Source organism: Marinifilum sp. N1E240, from assembly GCF_009295825.1.
In the GTDB taxonomy this organism is placed as follows: Bacteria; Bacteroidota; Bacteroidia; order Bacteroidales; family Marinifilaceae; genus Marinifilum_A; species Marinifilum_A sediminis.
Map to the genome: position 1 here is coordinate 103,485 of NZ_WHKF01000008.1, position 22,912 is coordinate 126,396.

20 protein-coding genes and 1 tRNA gene are annotated in these 22,912 nt (G+C 34.2%); 17 read left to right on the forward strand and 4 right to left on the reverse strand.

Annotation, left to right across the window (positions count from 1 at the left end; genetic code table 11):
• Positions 1–121: 121 nt before the first annotated feature.
• From GCQ56_RS16900 to GCQ56_RS16915, 4 genes are read left to right on the forward strand one after another with little or no spacing between them, the layout of a single operon-like run.
• The gene (locus GCQ56_RS16900; RefSeq protein WP_152735717.1) at positions 122–931 is read left to right on the forward strand and encodes a MotA/TolQ/ExbB proton channel family protein; all 810 of its coding nucleotides are present in this window, start codon (positions 122–124) and stop codon (positions 929–931) included.
• A gap of 9 nt (positions 932–940) precedes the next feature.
• Entirely contained in the window at positions 941–1,390 is a 450-nt protein-coding gene (locus GCQ56_RS16905; RefSeq protein ID WP_152735718.1) for an ABC-2 transporter permease, read from the forward strand.
• 44 nt (positions 1,391–1,434) lie between these two features.
• Positions 1,435–2,010 (forward strand): biopolymer transporter ExbD, encoded by a 576-nt coding sequence (locus tag GCQ56_RS16910; protein WP_152735719.1) that lies wholly within the window; start codon positions 1,435–1,437, stop codon positions 2,008–2,010.
• Entirely contained in the window at positions 2,010–2,477 is a 468-nt protein-coding gene (locus tag GCQ56_RS16915) for a biopolymer transporter ExbD (protein ID WP_152735720.1), read from the forward strand. Before GCQ56_RS16910 ends, GCQ56_RS16915 begins: the two co-directional genes overlap by 1 nt.
• Before the next feature lie 106 nt (positions 2,478–2,583).
• On the opposite strand, the gene GCQ56_RS16920 is transcribed toward GCQ56_RS16915, so the two are convergent.
• Positions 2,584–2,657, reverse strand: a tRNA-Arg gene (locus GCQ56_RS16920).
• Between the two features lie 210 nt (positions 2,658–2,867).
• On the opposite strand from GCQ56_RS16920, the gene leuS reads away from it, so the two are divergent.
• From leuS to GCQ56_RS16940, 4 genes are all read left to right on the forward strand, one after another.
• Complete coding sequence (gene leuS / locus GCQ56_RS16925) at positions 2,868–5,627, forward strand: leucine--tRNA ligase (RefSeq protein WP_152735721.1); 2,760 nt, start codon at positions 2,868–2,870, stop codon at positions 5,625–5,627.
• An 86-nt stretch (positions 5,628–5,713) separates the two neighbouring features.
• Positions 5,714–6,574: a YitT family protein gene (locus GCQ56_RS16930; RefSeq protein WP_227006099.1), complete on the forward strand. Its 861-nt coding sequence runs from the start codon at positions 5,714–5,716 to the stop codon at positions 6,572–6,574.
• Between the two features lie 2 nt (positions 6,575–6,576).
• Positions 6,577–7,449 carry a YitT family protein gene (locus GCQ56_RS16935; protein WP_152735723.1) on the forward strand — a complete coding sequence of 291 codons (873 nt, stop codon included), beginning with the start codon at positions 6,577–6,579 and terminating at the stop codon, positions 7,447–7,449.
• A gap of 96 nt (positions 7,450–7,545) precedes the next feature.
• A complete protein-coding gene (locus GCQ56_RS16940) occupies positions 7,546–8,859 on the forward strand; it encodes a peptidoglycan DD-metalloendopeptidase family protein (protein ID WP_152735724.1) in 1,314 nt (437 codons plus the stop codon).
• A gap of 30 nt (positions 8,860–8,889) precedes the next feature.
• On the opposite strand, the gene purN is transcribed toward GCQ56_RS16940, so the two are convergent.
• On the reverse strand, positions 8,890–9,450 hold the full coding sequence (gene purN / locus GCQ56_RS16945) for a phosphoribosylglycinamide formyltransferase (protein WP_152735725.1): 561 nt from the start codon (positions 9,448–9,450) through the stop codon (positions 8,890–8,892).
• Positions 9,451–9,649: 199 nt separating this feature from the next.
• Between purN and GCQ56_RS16950 the strand changes: the two genes are divergently transcribed.
• The 5 genes from GCQ56_RS16950 to GCQ56_RS16970 all read left to right on the forward strand — a co-directional run bounded on the left by GCQ56_RS16950 (position 9,650) and on the right by GCQ56_RS16970 (position 14,506).
• Positions 9,650–9,886 carry an acyl carrier protein gene (locus GCQ56_RS16950; RefSeq protein ID WP_054718918.1) on the forward strand — a complete coding sequence of 79 codons (237 nt, stop codon included), beginning with the start codon at positions 9,650–9,652 and terminating at the stop codon, positions 9,884–9,886.
• A gap of 21 nt (positions 9,887–9,907) precedes the next feature.
• Entirely contained in the window at positions 9,908–11,161 is a 1,254-nt protein-coding gene (gene fabF, locus GCQ56_RS16955) for a beta-ketoacyl-ACP synthase II (RefSeq protein ID WP_152735726.1), read from the forward strand.
• Positions 11,162–11,164: 3 nt separating this feature from the next.
• A complete protein-coding gene (gene rnc / locus GCQ56_RS16960) occupies positions 11,165–11,905 on the forward strand; it encodes a ribonuclease III (RefSeq protein WP_299994163.1) in 741 nt (246 codons plus the stop codon).
• 404 nt (positions 11,906–12,309) lie between these two features.
• Positions 12,310–13,815, forward strand: coding sequence for a sensor histidine kinase KdpD (locus GCQ56_RS16965; protein WP_152735727.1), 1,506 nt, complete (start codon positions 12,310–12,312; stop codon positions 13,813–13,815).
• A gap of 4 nt (positions 13,816–13,819) precedes the next feature.
• The gene (locus GCQ56_RS16970) at positions 13,820–14,506 is read left to right on the forward strand and encodes a response regulator transcription factor (protein ID WP_152735728.1); all 687 of its coding nucleotides are present in this window, start codon (positions 13,820–13,822) and stop codon (positions 14,504–14,506) included.
• A gap of 67 nt (positions 14,507–14,573) precedes the next feature.
• Here GCQ56_RS16970 and GCQ56_RS16975 read toward each other — a convergent pair whose 3' ends face one another.
• Both GCQ56_RS16975 and lepA read right to left on the reverse strand, forming a co-directional pair.
• Positions 14,574–15,284, reverse strand: coding sequence for a hypothetical protein (locus GCQ56_RS16975; RefSeq protein WP_152735729.1), 711 nt, complete (start codon positions 15,282–15,284; stop codon positions 14,574–14,576).
• Between the two features lie 269 nt (positions 15,285–15,553).
• Positions 15,554–17,341 carry a translation elongation factor 4 gene (gene lepA, locus GCQ56_RS16980; RefSeq protein ID WP_152735730.1) on the reverse strand — a complete coding sequence of 596 codons (1,788 nt, stop codon included), beginning with the start codon at positions 17,339–17,341 and terminating at the stop codon, positions 15,554–15,556.
• 544 nt (positions 17,342–17,885) lie between these two features.
• Here lepA and GCQ56_RS16985 point away from each other — a divergent pair.
• The 4 genes from GCQ56_RS16985 to GCQ56_RS17000 all read left to right on the forward strand — a co-directional run bounded on the left by GCQ56_RS16985 (position 17,886) and on the right by GCQ56_RS17000 (position 22,814).
• On the forward strand, positions 17,886–18,845 hold the full coding sequence (locus tag GCQ56_RS16985) for a hypothetical protein (protein ID WP_152735731.1): 960 nt from the start codon (positions 17,886–17,888) through the stop codon (positions 18,843–18,845).
• Between the two features lie 115 nt (positions 18,846–18,960).
• The gene (locus GCQ56_RS16990; protein WP_152735732.1) at positions 18,961–19,446 is read left to right on the forward strand and encodes an RNA polymerase sigma factor; all 486 of its coding nucleotides are present in this window, start codon (positions 18,961–18,963) and stop codon (positions 19,444–19,446) included.
• On the forward strand, positions 19,447–20,319 hold the full coding sequence (locus GCQ56_RS16995) for a FecR family protein (RefSeq protein ID WP_152735733.1): 873 nt from the start codon (positions 19,447–19,449) through the stop codon (positions 20,317–20,319).
• On the forward strand, positions 20,316–22,814 hold the full coding sequence (locus GCQ56_RS17000; protein ID WP_152735734.1) for a TonB-dependent receptor plug domain-containing protein: 2,499 nt from the start codon (positions 20,316–20,318) through the stop codon (positions 22,812–22,814). The genes GCQ56_RS16995 and GCQ56_RS17000 overlap by 4 nt, the downstream gene beginning before the upstream one ends.
• Positions 22,815–22,912 lie beyond the last annotated feature (98 nt).

Sequence of the window (22,912 nt, forward strand, 5' to 3'; positions counted from 1 at the left end):
CAGATAAAGAAAGGCTTTTTAAATAATAATAAAGAAACAACTAAGTAATTAGTTGTTTATGAGATCGCAATCGTTTAAATTTGTAAAATAATTTCGTTAATTAAAATTTGAAAAACAGACTATGAAAAAGTTATTTGCATTTATAGCAGTTATCGGGATGCTAACTTTAGGAGCATCATCTTATGCAGTTGCTCAGGATGAGACAACTACTGATACTACTCAAGTTGCTGAAGAAGTTACTGAAGAAGTTGTAGAGGAAGCTGCTCCAGTAATGGAAGAAGAAGTTATCGAAAGTACTTCTTTCCACAAAGTGGTTAAGAAACAGTTCATCCAAGGTGGTGCTATGTTTATGAGCTTTGTATTGTTAGCTCTTATCTTAGGTTTGGCTCTTTCTATTGAAAGAATCATTTACTTAAACATGTCAACAACCAACACTAGAAAGTTAATTGCTAATCTTGAAGATGCATTGAACAACGGTGGTGTTGAAGCGGCTAAAGAAGTTTGTAGAAATACTCGCGGTCCTATCGCAAGCATTTTCTATCAAGGTCTTGACCGTATCGATGAAGGTATCGAAGTGGTAGAAAAATCTGTTGTTTCTTACGGATCTGTACAGATGGGTCTTTTAGAAAAAGGTCTTTCTTGGATTTCTTTGATGATTGGTTTGGCTCCTATGTTAGGATTTATGGGTACTGTAATCGGTATGATTGATGCATTTGATTCAATTCAGTCAATGGGTACTATTTCTCCAGCAGCTGTAGCAGGTGGTATTAAAATTGCCTTGATTACTACTGTATCTGGTTTGATCGTAGCTATGATCCTTCAGGTATTCTATAACTACTGTACTGCTAAGATCGATAGCATCGTAAACAATATGGAAGATGCTTCTATCTCTCTATTAGATATCCTTGTAAAATACAACATGAAAAAATAATTGAAGACTATGTCAAATACATTGAGTAAATATTTAAATATTCTTACCTATGTAATGATTGGTCTTACAGCTATTTTTGTGATCATGTTTTACATAGGTGGAGAAATCCCAAATCAAGCGCATCCAACGCCTGTTTATACTGATCTTTTGATCAACTGGGCTAAAGTGCTATTCATTGCTTCTGCTGCATTAGCAATTGTTTTCCCAATCATTCAGTTGGTTGTTAACCCAAAAGGTGCAATCAAAGGCTTAATGGGATTGGTAGTACTTGGATTGATTATCCTTATATCATACAGTATGTCTGATGCAACATTACTAGACCTACCAGGATATACAGGTACTGACAATAATCCTGCTTCATTGCAATTTGCAGACACTGTATTGTACACTATGTATATTTTAGGTGTTGGTACTGTTGTTGCAATATTAGCTACTGAAATTCTTAGAAGATTCCGTTAACAATATGATCCAGATGTAAAAATCTGGATCGCAATACAATTATTATGGCAAGAAAAACACCAGAGATTAATTCTAGTTCGATGGCCGATATTGCGTTCTTGTTGTTAATTTTCTTCTTGGTTTCTACAACAATGGATGTGGATACAGGTATTTATAAAAAATTACCTCCTATTCCAGAAGAAACAGATGTAAAACCACCAAAAGTTAACAAACGTAATGTATTAGCTATTTTGGTGAACCGCAACAACGAGTTGTTGGTAAATGGTGAACTAATGGATATTTCACAATTGCGTGAAAAAACCAAAGAGTTTATTCTAAATCCAACAAATGATGAAAATCTTCCTGAAAAAGAAATTAAAACCATCCCATATTTTGGTGATGTGCCAGTTTCAAAAGGATTAGTTTCATTACAAAATGACCGTGGTACTAGTTACGAAACATATATTAGAGTGCAGGATGAGCTAGCTATTGCTTCTCGCGAACTAAAAGATGCGAAAGCAATGCAGAAATGGAACAAAAAATTTAGCGAGCTTGATGAAGATCAACAAAAAGCTATTAGAAAATATGTTCCTATGGCGATTTCTGAAGCTGAACCTAAAAATGTGGGAGGACGAAAATAATGTCAAAATTTAGAAAAGACGGTGGGAAAGAACTTCCTGCAATTTCAACGGCATCTCTTCCTGATATCGTATTTATGCTACTATTCTTCTTCATGGTTAGTACAACTATGCGTGATACAGAATTAAGTGTAACTTATATTCAGCCTACTGCAACGGAAATTGTAAAGTTGGAAAAGAAAGATTTAGTAAGTAACATCCACGTTGGTGTTCCTTTAAGAAAATTTCAAAAAACTTTTGGTACTGAACCAAGAATTCAATTGAACGACCAGTTTGCAACTGTTGATGATATTCAACAATTTATTGCTTCAGAAAGAGAAGCAAGAAGAGAAGAGTTACGTAACAAGTTGACAACAAACCTTAAAGTTGACAGATATACTAAAATGGGTATTATCGTTGACATTAAGCAAGAACTAAGAAAAGCAAGTTCATTAAAACTGAACTATTCAGCTCTTCAAGCTGCGGAATAATAAAAAATCCGAGTTTATTATATAGAAAGGAGTCCAAAAGGACTCCTTTTTTTATGCTCTAAATTTAGAGCATAAAAAAAAGCTTGAAATAAATTTCAAGCTTTTGTGATTCCGGCGGGATTCAAACCCGCGACCTTCAGAACCGGAATCTGACGTTCTATTCAGCTGAACTACGGAACCATTTTGAGCACAAATTTAAAAAATTATTTGGTTCTATAGGTCTTCCCTTCTACTCTATATACAACAGAATAATACAACTCATGCTAAAGAACTATAAGCCAATTTTTAATAAATTTTCAGATCAATAGAAAACCAATGTTATATTTCTAAACTTTTACTAATTTTGCGAACTAAACACATTGAAATAACCATATATTATCAAATATTACAATGGAGTACACGTTTAAAGAAATAGAACAGAAATGGCAACAGTACTGGAACGACAATAAAACCTATAAGGTGGATGTTGACGCAGACAAGCCAAAATTTTATGTACTTGATATGTTCCCTTATCCATCAGGAGCGGGACTACATGTTGGTCACCCACTCGGGTATATCGCTTCAGACATCTATTCTCGTTATAAAACCCTCAAAGGTTTTAACGTACTCCACCCAATGGGATACGATGCATATGGTTTACCTGCAGAGCAATATGCCATTCAAACTGGTCAACACCCTGCAATTACAACAGAACAAAATATCACTCGTTACAGAGAACAATTAGATAAAATTGGTTTCTCTTACGATTGGGATCGTGAAGTTCGTACTTGCAATCCTGATTATTACAAATGGACTCAGTGGGCATTTATTCAAATGTTCAATCACTATTTCGATAATGAAACAGAAAAAGCTCAGCCAATTTCTAATTTGGTAAAAGAGTTTGAAGTAGATGGAAATACAAAAATTAATGCCGCTTGTTCAGAAACTGAACCCTTTTCAGCAGAAGAATGGAAAGCATTATCAAATACCGAACAACAAGAAATTCTTTTGAACTACCGATTGGCTTATTTAGCCGATACGATGGTAAACTGGTGTCCTGAATTAGGTACAGTTTTAGCGAACGATGAAGTTAAAGACGGTTTCTCCGAACGAGGAGGTCATCCTGTTAAGCAAAAGAAAATGCGCCAATGGTCACTTCGTGTATCTGCTTATGCAAAACGTCTTTTAGAAGGAATGGAAACTTTAGAGTGGACAGATTCATTAAAAGAAATTCAGAAAAACTGGATTGGTCGTTCTGTTGGAGCTGAAGTAAACTTCGGCGTTAAAGATTCGGATATCAAAATAGAAATCTTTACCACTCGCCCTGACACGATCTATGGAGTTACTTTTATGGTATTAGCTCCGGAAAGTGATTTGGTTGATGAGTTAACTACTCCTGAGTGCCGAGAAAAAATTGATGCTTATATTGAGGCTACCAAGAAACGAACGGAACGTGAACGTTTAGCAGATGTTAAAACCGTTAGCGGTGAATTTACCGGGGCTTACGCAATCCATCCATTTACAGGAGAAGAAATACCTGTTTGGGTAAGTGATTACGTTTTGGCTGGGTATGGTACTGGTGCTATTATGGCTGTTCCTGCTCACGATAGTCGCGATTACGCATTTGCTAAAAAATTCGAATTGCCAATTATCCAGGTAGTTTCTGGTGGTGATATTTCTGAGGAATCTTACGATGCAAAAGAAGGAAAATCGATGAATTCGGATTTCTTGAACGGATTAGACGTGAAAGATGCAATTGTAAAAGCCAACGAAGAAGTTGAAGCAAGAGGTTTAGGTAAGAAAAAAATCAATTATAGATTGAGAGACGCAATTTTCTCTCGTCAAAGATATTGGGGAGAACCTTTCCCTGTATATTTCAAAGAAAACATGCCATATATGATGGATATGGATCAATTGCCTTTGGAATTACCTGAAATTGACAAGTATTTACCAACTGAAAGTGGCGAACCTCCATTGGGACGTGCAACGGATTGGAAGACTTCTGAAGGACATCAAATTGAATTGAATACAATGCCTGGCTTTGCCGGATCATCAGCTTATTACTTACGTTATATGGATCCTCGCAATAACAATGCTTTGGTATCTAAAGAAGCAAACGAATATTGGCAAGATGTTGATTTATACATCGGAGGAACTGAGCATGCAACAGGTCACTTGATCTATTCAAGATTCTGGAATAAGTTTTTATTCGATATCAACGAAGTTTGTAAAGATGAGCCATTCAAGAAGTTGATCAACCAGGGAATGATTCAAGGTCGCTCTAACTTTGTATATAGAGTAAAAAATACAAACCAATTCGTTTCTTACGGATTAAGAAAAGAATACGACACAACAACAATTCATGTTGACGTGAACATTGTTAAAAATGATGTTTTAGATACAGAAGCTTTCAAAGCCTGGAGACCAGAATTTAATGATGCCAAATTCGTATTAGAAGACGGTAAATACAACTGTGGTTGGGCTGTTGAAAAAATGTCGAAATCGATGTTTAACGTTGTAAATCCTGATGTGATTGTTGAAGAATATGGAGCGGATACACTTCGTTTATACGAAATGTTCCTTGGACCATTGGAAGCTCACAAACCTTGGGATACGAACGGTATCGATGGAGTTCACAAATTCTTGAAAAAACTTTGGAGACTTTTCCATAATGGTGAAACTTTTGAAGTTTCTGAAGGAAATGGAAGTAAAGATGAATTAAAAGTTCTTCACAAAACCATAAAGAAAATTCAGGATGATATTGAAAGATTCTCTTTCAACACCTCTATTTCTGCATTTATGATTTGTGTGAATGAATTGAGCTCATTAAAATGTAATAATAAAGCTGTTTTAGAAGATTTATTAAAACTTCTTGCTCCCTTTGCCCCTCACATTTCAGAAGAATTGTGGAACAAGTGTGGAAATACAAACAGTATTACCAAAGCAAGTTTCCCAGAATTCAATGAAAGTTTTGTTGCAGAAAATACACATTCATACCCTGTATCATTTAATGGTAAAATGAGATTTAAATTAGAATTATCATTAAGCCTAAGTAAAGATGAAATTGAACAGGAAGTCCTGAATTGTGAACAAGCTCAAAAATGGATAGATGGAAAATCACCTAAAAAAGTGATTATCGTTCCTAAAAAAATTATCAACATAGTAGTATAAAGGAAAACACATAAGTTTAAATAAAAGGCTTCGTTTTCTCAGTGAAAATGAAGCCTTTTTTAATGCATCAAATTCTAATTTTACAGATGAAATTTTCTATTACTGAAGCAAAATCCTATTTAATTATCACCTTAGGATTGTGCATTTACAGTCTTGGTTGGACCGCTTTCTTAATTCCTTCTGAAATTGTACCTGGAGGCGTTGGAGGTATCGGAACTCTAATTTATTATGCCACCGGTAAATCAATTCCTGTTGGTTATTCGTTTTTTGTGATTAATATATTTCTGATATTAATTGCACTTCGTTTATTAGGTAGTCGATTTGGTATTAAAACCATATTCGGAATTGTGGTTGGTTCCGTTCTTTTATCATTCCAACAAGAATGGATCACAGAACCATTAGTTGATGACAAATTCATGGCAAGTATTATTGGTGGAATTTTGGCTGGTGTTGGAATTGGAATTACAATTACTCAGGGAGGAAGTACCGGAGGTACCGATATTGTAGCGATGATGATCAACAAATACAAAAATATTAGTCCTGGACGCATCATTCTTTATATCGATATATTCATTATCGCTTCATCCTATATTATCTTTGAGGATATTTCAACCATTGTATATGGATACGTTGAAATGGGAGTTGCTGCATATACCATAGATATGATGATATCTGGTTCAAAACAGTCAGCACAGCTTTTTATCATGTCAACAAAATACGAGGAAGTTGCCGAGCGAGTAAGTGAAGAAACAGGTAGAGGAATTTCAATGCTGCATAGTACAGGTTGGTATACCCGCGAAGAAAATAAAATGTTAATGATTGTAGTACGTAAACATGAAACGCAACACATTTTTAAAGTTATAAAGGAAGTTGATCCTAAAGCATTCATTTCAATGGGATCGGTTATGGGAGTTTACGGGTTAGGATTCGAAGAAATAAGAGCATAAACATGAAAAAAATATTTCAAACAACAGATTTAAAAGCGACAATCCATTCCTATGTGATAATTACTTTAGGATTGTTAATAGGTTCACTTGCCTGGACTGGATTTATTATTCCATCAGGAATTGTAGGTTCAGGAGTAAGTGGAATTGCAACCATTATATATTTTGTGACTGGCATTAAAGTTGGATATAGTGTATTCCTTATTAATACCGTATTCCTATTGGTATCATTAAGAATATTAGGTTTTGGTTTTGGTGTTAAAACACTATACGGAATTTTTGTAATCTCCTTTTTCCTTTGGCTGTTCCAATCCATAATAACCGAACCTTTGGTATCAGACAAATTTATGTGTTCAATTATTGGTGGAATAATGGCTGGTGCCAGTGCTGGTATGATATTATCAAGAGGTGGGAGTACTGGAGGTACCGACATTCTTGCCATGATGATTAACAAATACAAAAATTACAGCCCTGGACAATTATTACTAACCATTGACGTTATCATTATTTCATCTTCGTATTTTCTTGAAAATTCAATTGAGCAAGTTGTATATGGATTCGTTACCATGGGAGTAAGTGCTTTTTGTGTTGATATGATAATTGAAGGAAGTAAGCAGTCTGTACAAATCTTTATTTTCACACAAAAACCAGAAGAGATTAGAAATGAAATTATTGGAACTTTAGATCAGGGATTAACTGTTTTAAATGGTTCTGGAGGATATAGTAAAAAAGATGTTCAGGTTTTAATGGTGTTGGCAAAAAAGCGTGAATCTCAAGCAATACTAAGAATGATTAAACTGGTAGATCCTGATGCATTTATTTCGATGGGAAGCGTAATGGGTGTTTACGGTAAAGGTTTCGACAAAATCAAATCCTAAGTATTAAAAAAGCTTAATTACTGAATTTACGGTAGCTGCATGTTGTATGACTATAAAAATAGTTATACCTTTAAGTCGTTAAATTAAAATCATACAATGAAAAAGTACTTTAATTACAAAACTCTTATAATTGCAGTCCTAGTTTTTGCAGGTGTATATGCATTAAATTTTCTAAGCAAAGATATTCCGGAAGAAGTTAAAACTGAAGCACATCAAGAAATAGATTCAACTGAATTAGCACCTGTTAATTTAAAATATGGCTTTCCAATTGACGATTTTAAAGTAGAAACGAAAAAGGTCAAGCGAAATCAAAGTTTATCTACCATTTTACGCCAATACGAAATTTCCTTTGCATCCATTGATAAAATCGCACGCAAAGCAAAAAAAGTATTCAATGTTAGAAAAATAAAATCCGGAAAAGAATACTCGGTACTTTTCACAAATGATAGCATAAAGAATCCTGAGTATTTTATCTATGAAAATACACCGGTAGAATACATTGTTTTTGATTTACGCGATACTTTACACGTATATAAGGGGGAAAAAGAAATTGAATTCAGAAGAAAACAGATCACAGGAAGTGTTGAGTCATCTTTATGGAATGCCATGGTAGAAGCTCAAGCAGATCCCCTTCTATCCATTGAACTATCGGAAATTTACGCCTGGACTATAGATTTTTTTGGAATAGGTAAAGGAGACGAATTTAATATTATATATGAAGAAGCATTTGTCGATGATAAGCCAATTCATGATATAAAAGTAATAGCTGCAAATTTTATTCACCACAATTCCGATAACTATGCTTTTGCATTTAAAGAAGGTGAAAAGCCAGGATTTTTCGATGAAAAAGGAAATAGCTTACAAAAAGCCTTTTTAAAAGCCCCTTTACGATTTTCAAGAATCAGTTCTCGATTTTCCAATAGAAGATACCATCCGGTTTTAAAAAGATATAGAGCACACCACGGTATAGATTATGCGGCTCCAACAGGAACACCGGTTCACACCATTGGAGATGGTGTAATTATAAAAAAAGGCTATCAAAAAAATGGTGGTGGAAGATATCTAAAAATCAAGCACAACAGTGTTTATACAACAACTTACATGCATCTCTCCAGATTTGCTAAAGGAATGAATTCAGGAGTCCGAGTGAAACAAGGGCAAACTATTGCCTATGTTGGCTCATCCGGATTATCAACAGGACCTCATCTCGATTTTAGAGTTCATAAGAATGGATCTCCTATAAATCCATTAAAGATGAAATCTCCGCCAGTAGCTCCGGTAAAAAAAGAAAATCTAGCTCAGTTTGATGCTCTTAAAAACAAATTGCTAGTAGAACTGAATGATCAGGATGAAATTCAGAATACTTTATTACAGGATTCTATTTCCAATACTATGGTTTCAAATAAATAAAAATCAACACATAAATAATGAGCAATTACTTTAAAGTAATTGCTCTACTATTTTCGGGAAATGTTCATATTCTAATTTATGAATTTTTTCCGCAACATCTTCAGCAGTATCACTCTCCTCTACTACACATTTAGCCTGAAAAACGATTTTTCCATCATCAAACTTTTCATTCACCATGTGAATCGTAATTCCACTCTCCTTCTCCTTATTTTCTACAACTGCATTGTGAACATTCATTCCATACATTCCTTTGCCTCCAAATTTAGGGAGTAAAGCTGGGTGAATATTTACAATTTTATTCGGAAAAGCATCAATCAGACGAGGTGGAAGTAGCAATAAAAAGCCTGCTAAAACGATTAAATCGATCTTTTTTTCGATTAAAACATCCACAATTTTGTCTGTTTTGCTAAAATCTGCCCTATTAAATACTAAACTTGGGATATTTAAGCTTTTAGCTCTGTCAAGCACAAAAGCATTGGGATTATTAGTTAATATGATGGAAACCTCTATATTTGGCTTATCCATAAAATATCGAACAATATTCTCAGCATTACTCCCTGATCCTGATGCAAATACAGCAACTCTCTTCATTTGTGTGTTTTATTATAAAATAGTTTGCTCAAAGGTATACAAAAGGCAATTCCAAGGAAAATAATTTCGCAGGAAAAGGAAAAAGAATTACCTTTGAGCGCAACTTTGTAAAAAATATTTGAATTATTTCAAGTAAATGTATTTCTTTGCACCGTTGAAAATTAATTAGTTTAATATTAATCATTTAAAATTTAAAGTTATGTCTGATATTGCATCTAGAGTAAAAGCTATCATTGTTGATAAGTTGGGTGTAGACGAAACTGAAGTAACTCCAGAGGCTAGTTTCACTAACGATCTAGGAGCTGACTCATTGGATACAGTTGAGCTAATCATGGAATTCGAAAAAGAATTTAACATCGCGATTCCAGATGATCAAGCAGAAAACATCGGTACAGTAGGTGACGCTGTTTCTTACATCGAAGAAAACGCTAAGTAATTATTAACCAGACCCTTTTTTATGGAATTTAGAAGAGTAGTAGTAACTGGTCTAGGAACAATTAACCCTATTGGTAATAGTATTGCCGAGTTTTGGGAAAATTTGGAAAATGGAGTGAGTGGTGCAGATAAAATCACTCATTTTGATGCTTCAAAGTTCAAGACACAGTTCGCTTGCGAGGTTAAAAATTTCGTACCTGGTGATCATTTTGATCGTAAGGAAGCGAGAAAATTAGATTTGTATGCGCAATATGCTTTGGTTGCGACCAAACAAGCTATTGAGGATTCAAAACTTGATCTTGAATCGGAAGATTTAACGAAAGCTGGAGTAATCTGGGGTTCTGGTATTGGCGGAATTAAAACCTTCTTAGATGAAGTAACAGGATATGCAAACGGGGATGGAACTCCTCGTTTCTCTCCTTTTTTCATTCCTAAGATGATTTCTGATATTGCCGCCGGTCATATTTCTATGAAATATGGATTCCAGGGACCAAATTATGGTACTGTTTCTGCATGCGCTTCGGCTTCACATGCTATGATTGATGCGATGAATTACATTCGTTTAGGTAAAGCTAATATCTTTATCACCGGAGGTTCTGAAGCATCTATTAATGAAGCAGGTTTGGGTGGATTTAATTCTATGCAGGCATTGTCTACAAACAATGAAGAGTATAAAACTGCATCTCGTCCTTTCTGTAACACACGTGACGGTTTCGTTATGGGTGAAGGAGGTGGCTGCTTAATTCTTGAAGAATATGAGCATGCTAAAGCACGTGGTGCTAAAATTTACGCTGAAATTGTTGGTGGTGGAATGTCTGGTGATGCTTATCACCTAACAGCAACTCATCCGGAAGGAAGAGGTGCAATTAACGCTATGAATATGGCGTTAAATGACGCTAGTTTGACTCCTGAAGATATTGATTATATCAATGTTCATGGAACATCTACACCTGTTGGAGATATTCCAGAGACAAAAGCAGTTCAAACAGTATTTGGCGAACACGCCTATAAACTGAACATTAGTGCAACTAAATCGATGACTGGTCACTTGCTAGGTGCAGCAGGATCTGTTGAAGCAATTGCCTGTATTTTGGCATTGAACAATCAAACAGTTCCTCCTACAATTAATCACGGCGAGAACGATCCTAACATCGATGAAAAACTAAACCTTACACTTCACAAAGCTCAGAAGCGCGAGATTCGTGCTGCCTTGAGTAATACTTTTGGGTTTGGTGGTCATAATGCTTCGGTAATTTTCAAATCATTCACTGAATAATTTGTGATAAAGTCTATATTTCAATCCATAAAACTTTTATTCTTTCCTAGAAGGGAGTTTTATGGATTGTTATCAGATTTTTTGGGGTTTGATCCAAACAAACCTGACTTGTATGAATTAGCTTTCATACACAAATCTGCTACCATTCAAAAAGATGGTTATGGTATGAATAATGAACGTCTCGAATATCTTGGAGATGCGATTTTAGGTGCCATTATTGCAGATATCCTATACAAATATTTTCCCAATAAGGACGAAGGATTTCTTACTCAAATACGATCTAAAATTGTGAGTCGAGAATCCTTAAATAAGCTTGCTCGCAAAATTGACCTAGATAAGCATGTTGTTTCGAATGTAAATTTGAACAACAACAAGCACATTTATGGTGATGCTTTCGAAGCATTAATTGGAGCCATATATCTGGATCAGGGATATGCTAATACTCGTATCTTTATTGAAGATCGTGTATTTAAAAAGCATATAAATCTTGAAGAAGTGGTTACAATTGAAACCAATTTCAAGAGTAAATTAATTGAGTGGGCTCAAAAGAACAAAAAAGATGTTTTCTTCGACACTCAGGAAGATGGTGTAGACAAAGCCTTACGATTGCCATTATTTATCTCTGAAGTTGAAGTTGAGGAAGTAAAAATGGGCAAAGGAATAGGAACATCAAAGAAAGAGGCTCAGCAAAAAGCAGCACGCGAGGCTCTTAAAAGAATCAATCAGAAGGAATTAGCTTCCTAAACACATTCCAATCAAAAATAATATTCTAACTAGGTTCACTTTTAAATAAATTGGAACCGGCTTTAACCTGTCCAAAAATCAAAATTTAGGGCATAAAAAAAAGGACGGTAACCACAACCGCCCTTTCATCTAACTATTAACCAAAATTTTTAATCAAGGAGATTGTACCTTATAGATTCGATCTCCGATAGCAAATATAGTATCAAATTATAAATTTCAAAGTCGTTTTGGTTGAAAATTTATTAAAAACACCTGTTTTTTGCTTAATTATAATCAGTCCTAATTTAGAGAAGCTTCTTTTCACTTAAAACACTAATTTTCTTATCAATATCGAACTTATCAATTCTTGTGTTAAAGATTGTTAAGTCATAATTGTCTGTAAACGTTTTTTTTATCTTTGTTATATGAATCAGAAGTATATTTGGCTTGTTACGATAGTTTTATGTCTTTCATTATTTGGGTTAATACTGGTCCAAATAAATTACTTTCAATCAGCCTCCAAAATAAAAGAAGAACAATTTGCACTTACTGTTAGTAAAGCACTTGATCAAGTAGTTTCAAAATTAGAACGAGATGAAAGAAAAGAAATTATGCTTGAAGATGGTCATTCATCAATTTCACATGAATTTTCTTCGGGTACTATCACATCAAAAAGTTCTGGAGTAAATCTATATATACCAATGGATACGAAGCATGAAAAAGCAACTGTTAGTATTCAATCAGAAGACAAAAAGTACAATATAGCAGAAGGGTATATCAACCAAAAGGGTAGCGGAGGTTTTGCTAAGTTTCAAGCTCGATTTAACAGAACCATAACAACAGGAGGAACTCGTTTTTCAGAAATTGCTGGTCAATTGGCAAGAAACGGAATGAATTTATCAGAGCGAATAAACATGAACGAGCTCCCAAAACTTATTGAAGAAAAACTAAAGGATAATGGAATCAAATTAAAATTTGAATTTGCGGTAAAATCGAATACTTCAAAAGTTGAAAAGAGCTCACGAAACTATTTCAAGAATCCATCAATAGAGAAATACAGCAAACAGCTTTTTCCGAACGATTTGTTCACAAATTCGAATTTACTTTATATTTATTTCCCAGGACAGCAGAAATACATGGTTCAATCCTACTCTATGCTATTTCCTTCGTTTGTTCTAACATTAGTTTTAATACTGTGCAGTGCATTCACAATCTTCATTATTTTCCGACAGAAAAAACTTTCGAAAATTAAGAACGATTTTATCAACAATATGACTCATGAGTTTAAAACGCCAATATCAACTATTTCGTTGGCTTCTCAAATGTTAAAAGATAATTCGGTTACAACAACCGCTTCGACAGTAGATCATATTGCAAAAATAATAAATGATGAAAGCAAGCGGTTGACCTATCAGGTTGAAAAAGTTTTGCAAATGGCTATTTTTAACGAAGGAAGAATGAAGTTGAAATTGAAAGCCATTAATGTTCATAACATTATTCAAAATTTATTACCTAACTTTACTATTAGGGTTGAAGATAAAAATGGGAATATGTATCAGAATATCGACGCCAATAATGATTTGATTATGGCTGATGAAGTTCATATTAGCAATCTTATTTCCAACCTTCTTGATAATGCGATAAAGTACAGCAAGGAGAATCCGGAAATAAGCATTAGCACTCGAAATAAAAATAAAGGAATTGTTATCGCTATTACTGATAATGGTATTGGAATATCTAAAGAAGACCAGAAAATGGTTTTTGAAAGATTTTTTAGGGTGCATACCGGTAATGTCCATGATGTAAAAGGATTTGGACTTGGTTTATCTTACGTTAAAAAAGTAATTGATGCTCACGGAGGTGAGGTAAATGTTGACAGTATTCTCGATAAGGGATCAAAATTTGAAGTATATCTTCCATTAAAAAAATAGACACATGGAACAAGTTAGAATCTTACTAGCCGAAGATGATGCTAATCTAGGCCTTCTGTTAAAAGAATATTTAATAGCTAAAAATTACAACACCACACTTTGCGAAGATGGTGATAAGGCATACGATGAGTTTTTAAAAAACCCTTACGATTTATGTATTTTTGATATCATGATGCCTCATCGTGATGGATTTACATTGGCTAAGGACATTCGTTTGATCAATAGCGAGATTCCAATTATCTTTCTAACTGCAAAATCGATGAAAGAAGATGTTCTTGAAGGATTTAAACTAGGAGCAGATGATTATATGACCAAACCTTTCAGTATGGAAGAACTTTTGGTTCGTATTGAAGCTGTAATGAGAAGAACTTCGGGAATAAAATCGGAGAATACGCAAGAGGAATTTAAACTTGGTCGTTTTTTATTCGATGCTAAAAAACAATTCTTACAAGATGGTGAAAAAAGTATAAAGCTGACCACTAAAGAATCTGAGCTTTTGAAGCTTTTATGCAATAATGTAAATAAAGTATTGGAACGTAACCTGGCTTTAAAAACCATTTGGTCCGACGACAATTACTTTAATGCACGAAGTATGGATGTTTACATTACTAAGCTTAGAAAGCACCTAAAAGCGGAACCAAGCATTGAAATTATCAATGTACACGGAAAAGGATATAAGTTAATCATGTAATTTCGTGATAAACTAAAAGCATAAAAAAAAGCTGCTCAATGAGCAGCTTTTTTTATAGGTGAAAAATTTATTTTTTCTCCTTCTTATTTTTCTTTCTCTTAATTTTCTTAATTGTTTTTCCATCCTTTTCTTCAACCTCCACCTCTACTTCAATATCTATTTCATCATTATCAGAATGCTTTTCTATCCATACATTATCTTCTCCTGATGTTTTTATTTTAATAATCTTCATTCCATCTTTTTCGATAATCTCAACATCATCAGAGTCATTAATAATGATAATTTTTTCGCCTTTTTTACCATGATGCGATCTCATATGCATTTTGTGCTTGCCTCCATTAAGCACTCTTACGCGAATATCTTTTTCAAGACAAGAATCTCCAGAATGGAAAAAAACATTTGCATCCTTATCTGAAAATTTTAGTTTCCTCATCATTTTTTTAGGATCACCATCAAATGTAGAATCGCATGAAAAGGCAAATGATTGAACAATTTTCTTTCGTTTACCATCATGCTCATCATCAGAATACCAAACCATGTGTTTTCTCATTAATGAATCGGGCATTCCTTTTAATTCAATAATTTCCATGATCTCATCATGATCCTTATGCTCGTAAAAAATAGTATCTATGGTTGTTTCCTTACCATCTTCTATTACTTTAACTTTTACATGAACCTCATGTTTTTCTTTCTTCTCATCGTGCTCCTGAGCAAATGTAATTCGTGGTACCAGTAAAACTGCACAGCAGAAGATTAGCAAGAGTGTTAATCGTTTCATAACATTTGTATTTAAATTTGACTTGAATTATCTATCATCAAATGTATATCACAACTGAAAAAAAGGCAGTTAAGCTTTAGCTAAAAAGAGTTAAGGAAAGGTTAAAATCATATTATTCGTAAGGACACACGATCGTGTGTCCAAATAATAAAATTAGTTGCTTAGCAAATTTGAAAAATAGACACAAAAAAAGCTGCCCGAAAAATCGAACAGCTTTGTATATTTTTATTAATGCTGACAGAATCTTCAAACGCTGTCAGATTAAATAATTAATCTAGTTTTAGAACCGCAAGGAAAGCTTTCTGTGGCACTTCAACGTTACCCACCTGCTTCATACGCTTCTTCCCTTTCTTCTGCTTCTCCAAAAGTTTACGCTTACGCGTGATATCACCACCATAACATTTCGCGGTTACATCTTTACGAACAGCTTTTACAGTTTCACGAGAAATAATTTTGGCTCCAATTGCTCCCTGAATAGCAATATCAAATTGCTGACGAGGAATTAAATCTTTCAACTTTTCACACATGCGTCGTCCGAACGATTGTGCATTATCGAAGTGAATTAAAGTAGAAAGAGCATCAACACCTTCTCCATTCAAAAGAATATCCAGTTTCACCAATTTAGCAGGACGGAAACCAATCTGGAAATAGTCAAAAGAGGCGTATCCTTTCGAAATACTCTTCAGTTTATCGTAGAAATCAAATACAATCTCTCCCAAAGGCATTTCATAAGTCAACTCTACTCTATCGCTGGTCAAATATTGCTGATTGGTCATAACACCTCGCTTACTCATGCAAAGGTTCATTAATGGACCAATAAATTCTGATTTTGAAATGATCTGTGCACGAATAAAAGGCTCCTCGATAAAATCAAGGGCATTAGGATCCGGCATATCCGATGGATTGTGCATTTCGAACTCATCGCCTTTGTTGGTATGTGCAATATACGAAACGTTAGGTACGGTTGTAATCACGTTCATATCGAACTCACGATCCAATCGTTCCTGAATAATTTCCATGTGCAATAATCCAAGAAATCCACAACGGAAACCAAAACCAAGTGCCATAGACGATTCCGGTTCAAAAGTAAGAGAAGCATCATTCAGCTTCAATTTCTCCATGGAAGCACGCAAATCTTCATAATCTTCCGAATCGATAGGATAAACTCCGGCAAATACCATTGGTTTTACCTCCTCAAATCCATCGATACTTTCTTCACAAGGTCTGTCTCTATGTGTAACGGTATCTCCTACCTTTACCTCAGTAGAAGTTTTAATACCCGAAATAATATAACCAACATCACCAGTTTTCAGGACTTTTCTTGGTTCTTGCGTTAATCGCAATACTCCAATTTCATCGGCTTGATATTCCTTTTCGGTATTTACGAATTTTACAGTATCACCTTTTTTTATTTCCCCGCTCATCACGCGGATATAAGCAATAATTCCTCTAAATGAATTAAACTCCGAATCGAAAATTAAAGCTTGAAGTGGTGCTTCAGGATCTCCTTCAGGTGCTGGTACTCGATCAACGATAGCCTCTAAAATATCAGGCACACCTTCACCGGTTTTTCCACTAGCTGCTAAAATATCATCAACATCACATCCCAATAGGTCTACAATCTGATCTTTTACATCCTCAGGATTCGCATTTGGTAAGTCAATCTTATTCAGAATTGGAATAATCTCCAGATCATTCTCAATAGCCAAATACAAATTGGAAATGGTTTGTGCCTGAATTCCCTGAGTAGCATCTACAATCAATAATGCCCCTTCGCAGGCAGCAATCGATCTTGATACCTCATAAGAAAAGTCAACGTGACCAGGTGTGTCAATCAGGTTTAAGGTGTATTTTTCACCATCACGCATGTAATCCATCTGTATGGCATGACTCTTAATGGTGATTCCACGCTCACGCTCCAGGTCCATATCATCCAGAACCTGAGCTTGTTTCTCACGATCGGTAATGGTATTGGTTACGTCCAAAAGACGGTCGGCCAGAGTACTCTTACCATGGTCGATATGTGCTATAATGCAAAAATTTCGAATGTTCTTCATACTATCAATTACGAATTATGAATTAGAAATTACGAATTGTAGATTACAAATTACGAAAGCTTTTTGTACTATTCGTAATTGGTAATTATAAATTCCCAATTGAATCCGCAAAGATATTCAATTCCTTGGAATATTTAGTATCTGAAGCATACGAATTAATCATTCTCATTTTCTAAGTAAAAGCAATAAAACCAATTCTATTGAGCCAAAAATACACCTAATCTCTCTCCGAATTCAAATACTATCATTCCAATTGCACAAACAAGAGCCGCTATAGCTGTTTTCTTTTCTTCAGATAATTTAAATCTTTTCATTTTCAATAATTCATTTTTATAAAACACACTATTTATCTAATATCTTTTAAAGATACATTTTTCAACAAAAAAAATAAAACATAACTAAAATATTTTTCAATCGGAACATATTCTAATCTGAAAATATCAATCTCTTTTTATAAAAATTAGTAGGGTGAATATACTCTTAGTCGGTTCATTAGTAAACGAGCTCAAAAAATTGAATTGTAAAATCATAAAAAATTAAAATCATGAAAAAATTTCCCCTAATCTTAATGGCAACCCTAGCCATTATATTTTTCGCTTGTGACAATACAGACGATGTTGAAGAAATTAAGCCTGATAACAATGTAGAGCTAAACAATACAGTTTCAATTATTGTAGAAACCGAAGAAGCATCAGAAGCGGCTGAAGAAATTGCAGATTACGAAGTTGATATCTTCTCATTTCTAGAGAGTGAGTACCTCCAGGAAACAAGTAGCAAGCAAGGAGATGGTAGTGGATACAATTATGGAATGTATGCTACCGAATGGCAACGTTATAAAGGTGAGCACATGCCTGAAATCACCATCGAGTTTGGTGAAGACGGACGTTTCCCTATGACGATTACCATAAACTATGGTGAAGAAACAGTTTTATATAATGGAACAGTTATTAGTGGAGTTGTTAAAATTGAAATGACTGCACGCCCTCATACCGATGGTTCTGTTCGAGAAGTTACTTACGATTTAATGATCGATTCGGTTGATATGAATGGAAACAAACGAATTGAGTTTACCGGCGAACCAAGAGTAACAAAAAAGTGGGAATCTACAAGTGAAATCACTTTCACATATCCTGATGGCACAGAACTGTACAGATCGGCTGAAAGAACCAGAGAATGGATTTCAGGGTTAGATACTAAATGGGATTTAAGCGACGATAAAGTTCAAATAACCGGTTCGGTAACTTGTGTTGATACAGAGCAAAACGAATACTCAAAAGTTATTGATCCCGAAAATCCATTAATCAGACTTGGAACCTGCCGATTCGTTGTAGAAGGTGTAGTAACCTTTTCTCAAAACGTTGAAGACTTTGCACAATTTGATTACGGCGATGGTGAATGCGATAATACAGCTACCTATACCTACACAAATGAGGAAGGTGAAGAAGTAACCGAAGAAGTAATTATAGGCAAATGCAAAAGAAAGAAAAAGCAAAATAACGACTAGTCTATAAAATAGTTAGCTTATAAATGCGACAGGTGCAGAATTGATATTTTTAAATCACCTCTGCACCTTTCATTCGACTAAAACACTTAAATTTACCAAAACTAATCCTCTAGCCTTGACACGGGAAGAATTTAAAATCTTATTCGACAATCACTTCGACAGTATCCGAAACTATATTTATTATCGTTCGGGTGATGAAGAATTGGCTACTGATATCGCACAGGAAAGCTTTATGAAAGTATGGGAAAAAAACATTCCTTTTGACGAGAAACCTGTTCGATCATTATTGTATAAAATTGCTAGTGATATATTTATTAGCAAATACAGAAGAGATAAAGTTGCTCAAAAATATTTAGCAAAATTAGAGCCATCTGTTGACAATCATTCGCCAGAAAAACAATTACAATATCAGGAGTTAAAAGGCACCTATGAGTCTGCTCTTGCTAACTTATCCGAAAAACAAAGAGTCGTTTTTTTAATGAGTAGAAACGAAGGTTTAAAATACCAGGAAATTGCTGATAGGCTTGAATTAAGTGTAAAAGCCGTGGAGAAAAGAATGACATATGCACTTTCGTATTTAAGAAATGCTTTAGGAAGATAAATGGAAAAACAGGATAAAAATAACAATCTTAATTCAGAGGAGAATTTTTTAAGTTCTCTCCCACAAATCGAGGTGAATTATTCCAAATCAAAAGATGATGTATGGAATGAACTATCGATACTTACTTCACGCAAAAAAAACAAGATAAAAACGATTCAGTTATCTTGGATGAAGTATGCTGTAGCCGCTTGCATTTTACTTTTGGCAGGTTATACAGGCTTTATATACATATATACTACCACAATTGTTTGTCCTAAAGGAAAACATTTAAGTGTGATATTGCCCGATAATTCAAAAGTTGAACTAAATGCTCACTCTACTCTTGCGTATAAACCATATTGGTGGAATTATTCAAGAAAAGTAAAGTTTGAAGGCGAAGCCTTTTTCGATATTACCAAAGGAAGTAAATTTGAAATTAAATCTAAAAATGGTAAAACTTCTATTCTTGGAACCAGTTTTAATATCTACGCCCGAGGCGATGATTATAAGGTGACTTGCTACACAGGTAAAGTAAAAGTCGTTTCTTCTTCAACATCAGATAAAATTTTACTTCTACCTAAAGATCATGCGTATCTTACAAAGAATGGAAAACTAGAAGTTTTTAAAGATAACAGAGCTGAAGAAAAAATACTCTGGCGAAATCATCTGTTTTTATTTACCGATACACCGTTAAAAATGGTTTTTGAAGAAATAGAACTGCAGTATGATATTAATATCGTTGAAAAGGGTAAATTTGTTCAAACTCATACAGGAAACTTTGGCAAGGAAAAGTCTGTTGAAAAGGTATTGTATAATGTATGCATGCCAAACGGATTAAAATTTAAAAAAGGTCCTGGTAGGAACTATATTATAACCAAAATTACCCCTAAGTGAAACAATTTATAGTCTTAATATTCTTTGTTTTCGGATTACAAACTACGAATTCTATTGCTCAAAAAATTCAAATTAAAACGAATGAAAAACCTTTGAGCGCAATACTTATTGAACTTAGAGATAAATACGATTTTCAATTTTCATACAATACCGAATTACTTTCGCGCTATAGCTTAAGTGTTAACAGAACCTTTTCTACTAAAGAAAAAGCTCTGATTTATTTGTTAAAAAAATTCCCATTAAATTACGAACTCTCAGGAAAGGTATTTTTAATTTATCCTGAAGAGAAAATTATCCAATTCAGAATATTCGGACAACTGCTTGATAAGGAGAGTTTGGAACCGCTTCCATTTTCTCATCTTTCGGTTAATGGCAACCAAATGGCTACCGACGAACAGGGTAATTTTTCCTATACATCACAAACCGATAGTGTATTTAATGTATTGGCGTCTCATTTAGGTTATTTTATTCATGATACCATCGTTAGATATGGTGACAATAAAAAAATACTTCTAACAGCAGCAGCTACAGATCTGGATGAAATTACCGTAACTGACAAAATTGTTCAAACCTTCATAAAAGAAAACAACCAATCGGGAAACTTAAAATTAAACCATAAAATTGCTGGCTTTTTACCTACTAACAATGACAACTCTGTATTTGAATTGTTAAGATTGCAACCTGGAATTCTTGCATCAGGTGAACAAAAAAATGAACTTATTATTTGGGGATCTTACGAAGGTGAGAGTCAGGTTTTATTCGATGATATTACATTGTGGGGACTGAAAAATTTCTATGAAGATATTGGAGCAGTAAATCCATTAGTTGTTAAAAACATTGAAGTTTTAAAAGGAGGTTACGATGCCAGATATGGCGATAGAGTTGGTGGCATAGTTCACATTACTGGTAAAAATGGAAGTAAACTCAAACCATCTGTAAATTTAACCTTAAACAATATAACTGCAAGCGGTTCGTACGAACAACCTATAGGCAAAAGATCTTCATTACTGCTGGCTGTTAGGCATACTTATTACAATTTGTTTAAAGATGACCAAATTAAGTATGCAACATCGAATGTGAATACAGATAACATTACCGGTGAAGTTCCAAATTATATTGATTTAGATGTTGCACCAGAATACAAGTTTCGAGATGCGAACTTTAAATTTTCAACCAATTGGGAAAATGGCGATCAGTTAAGTTTAAGTTTTATGGGAGGTGAAGATCGTTACTCCTACGATATCACCAATAAAATTGCAACAAATTCAAAAAAACATAAATTTGAAGGAAGTTATCAGTACGGTGGCTCTCTAAAATACAACCGAGTATGGAAAAATGGTAATACCAGCACCTTGTCCTTCTCAAGATCTGAACTGGACAAAAAGACTACAGATCAAACAAAAATAGAACATCCGAAAATCGATTTTCTTAAAGTCAAACGTGATGACAGATCCTACAATAACATTAGGGAATATAGAGCAAAACTAATGAATCGTTTTGTAATTTCTGAAGATCAAATAATTGAAACAGGATTAAATTTCACAAAAAATAAGGTTGATTTAAAAGAGGATTCATTAGGTGTAAATATTCTTCACCTTAACTCTAAACTAGATAAAGTTGGTGCCTATTTTCAAAATATACTTAACATTAGTAATGGCATAACAATAAAAGCAGGATTTCAGGCAAATTACCCAATTAGCCTCGGTAAATTATATTGGGAACCTCGAATTTCGATGAGCGTTAAAGTGAATGATGAGCTCTCTGTTAACGGAGCTTGGGGGCTTTACAAGCAATTCATTTCAAAAAGTTCTGTACTTAGTAGCAATGGCAGTTACAGATACATTTGGGTGGGTGCTGATGAAAAAACGGTTCCTGTGGTAGAATCAGTTCATAATGTTTTAGGAGGTTCTTATCACAGAAATGGATTTACATTTAGTGTGGAAGGATATTACAAAAAAACGGATGGACACACCAGATATTACCGCTACCGAAAAGAAGGGAACATCTCATTAGGTAAAAGTAAAAGTTATGGTCTTGACTTTTTTGCCAAGAAAGATCTTGGAGAACACACTTTTTGGGTATCGTATACTTTAAGCAAAACAATAGAAAATTTCGATTACTTCAAAAAAGAAGGTGAATATATAAGAGCTTTACACGATCAGAGGCATGAAATAAAAATGGCTGGCTTATTATCTTTAAAACCTTTTTATTTATCAGCCAACTACATTTATGGTTCTGGGTTTCCTGTATATGCAGGATACAATAACATTATTTCTGAACCCGATTATCAGAGGTTAGATGCAGCTATTATTTACAAGTTTAAAGTAAAAAAGGTAAAATCAGAAGTTGGGATTCTATTCCATAACATTATGGATAAAAAAAATCTGACCTATGAGTCTTTTGAAAAAGTTCCGTTAAGTCAAATTAATAGTATAAGTGTATATACCGAAACTATTCCCTCGTCACTTCGATTGTATTTTAAGATATCCATTTAAAATATTTCATAAAAAAAACCGGACGAATAGAAATTCGGTCCGGTTATCACAACTAAATATTAAAACATAATCAAAAAGATGGTCTAAACAATACGATC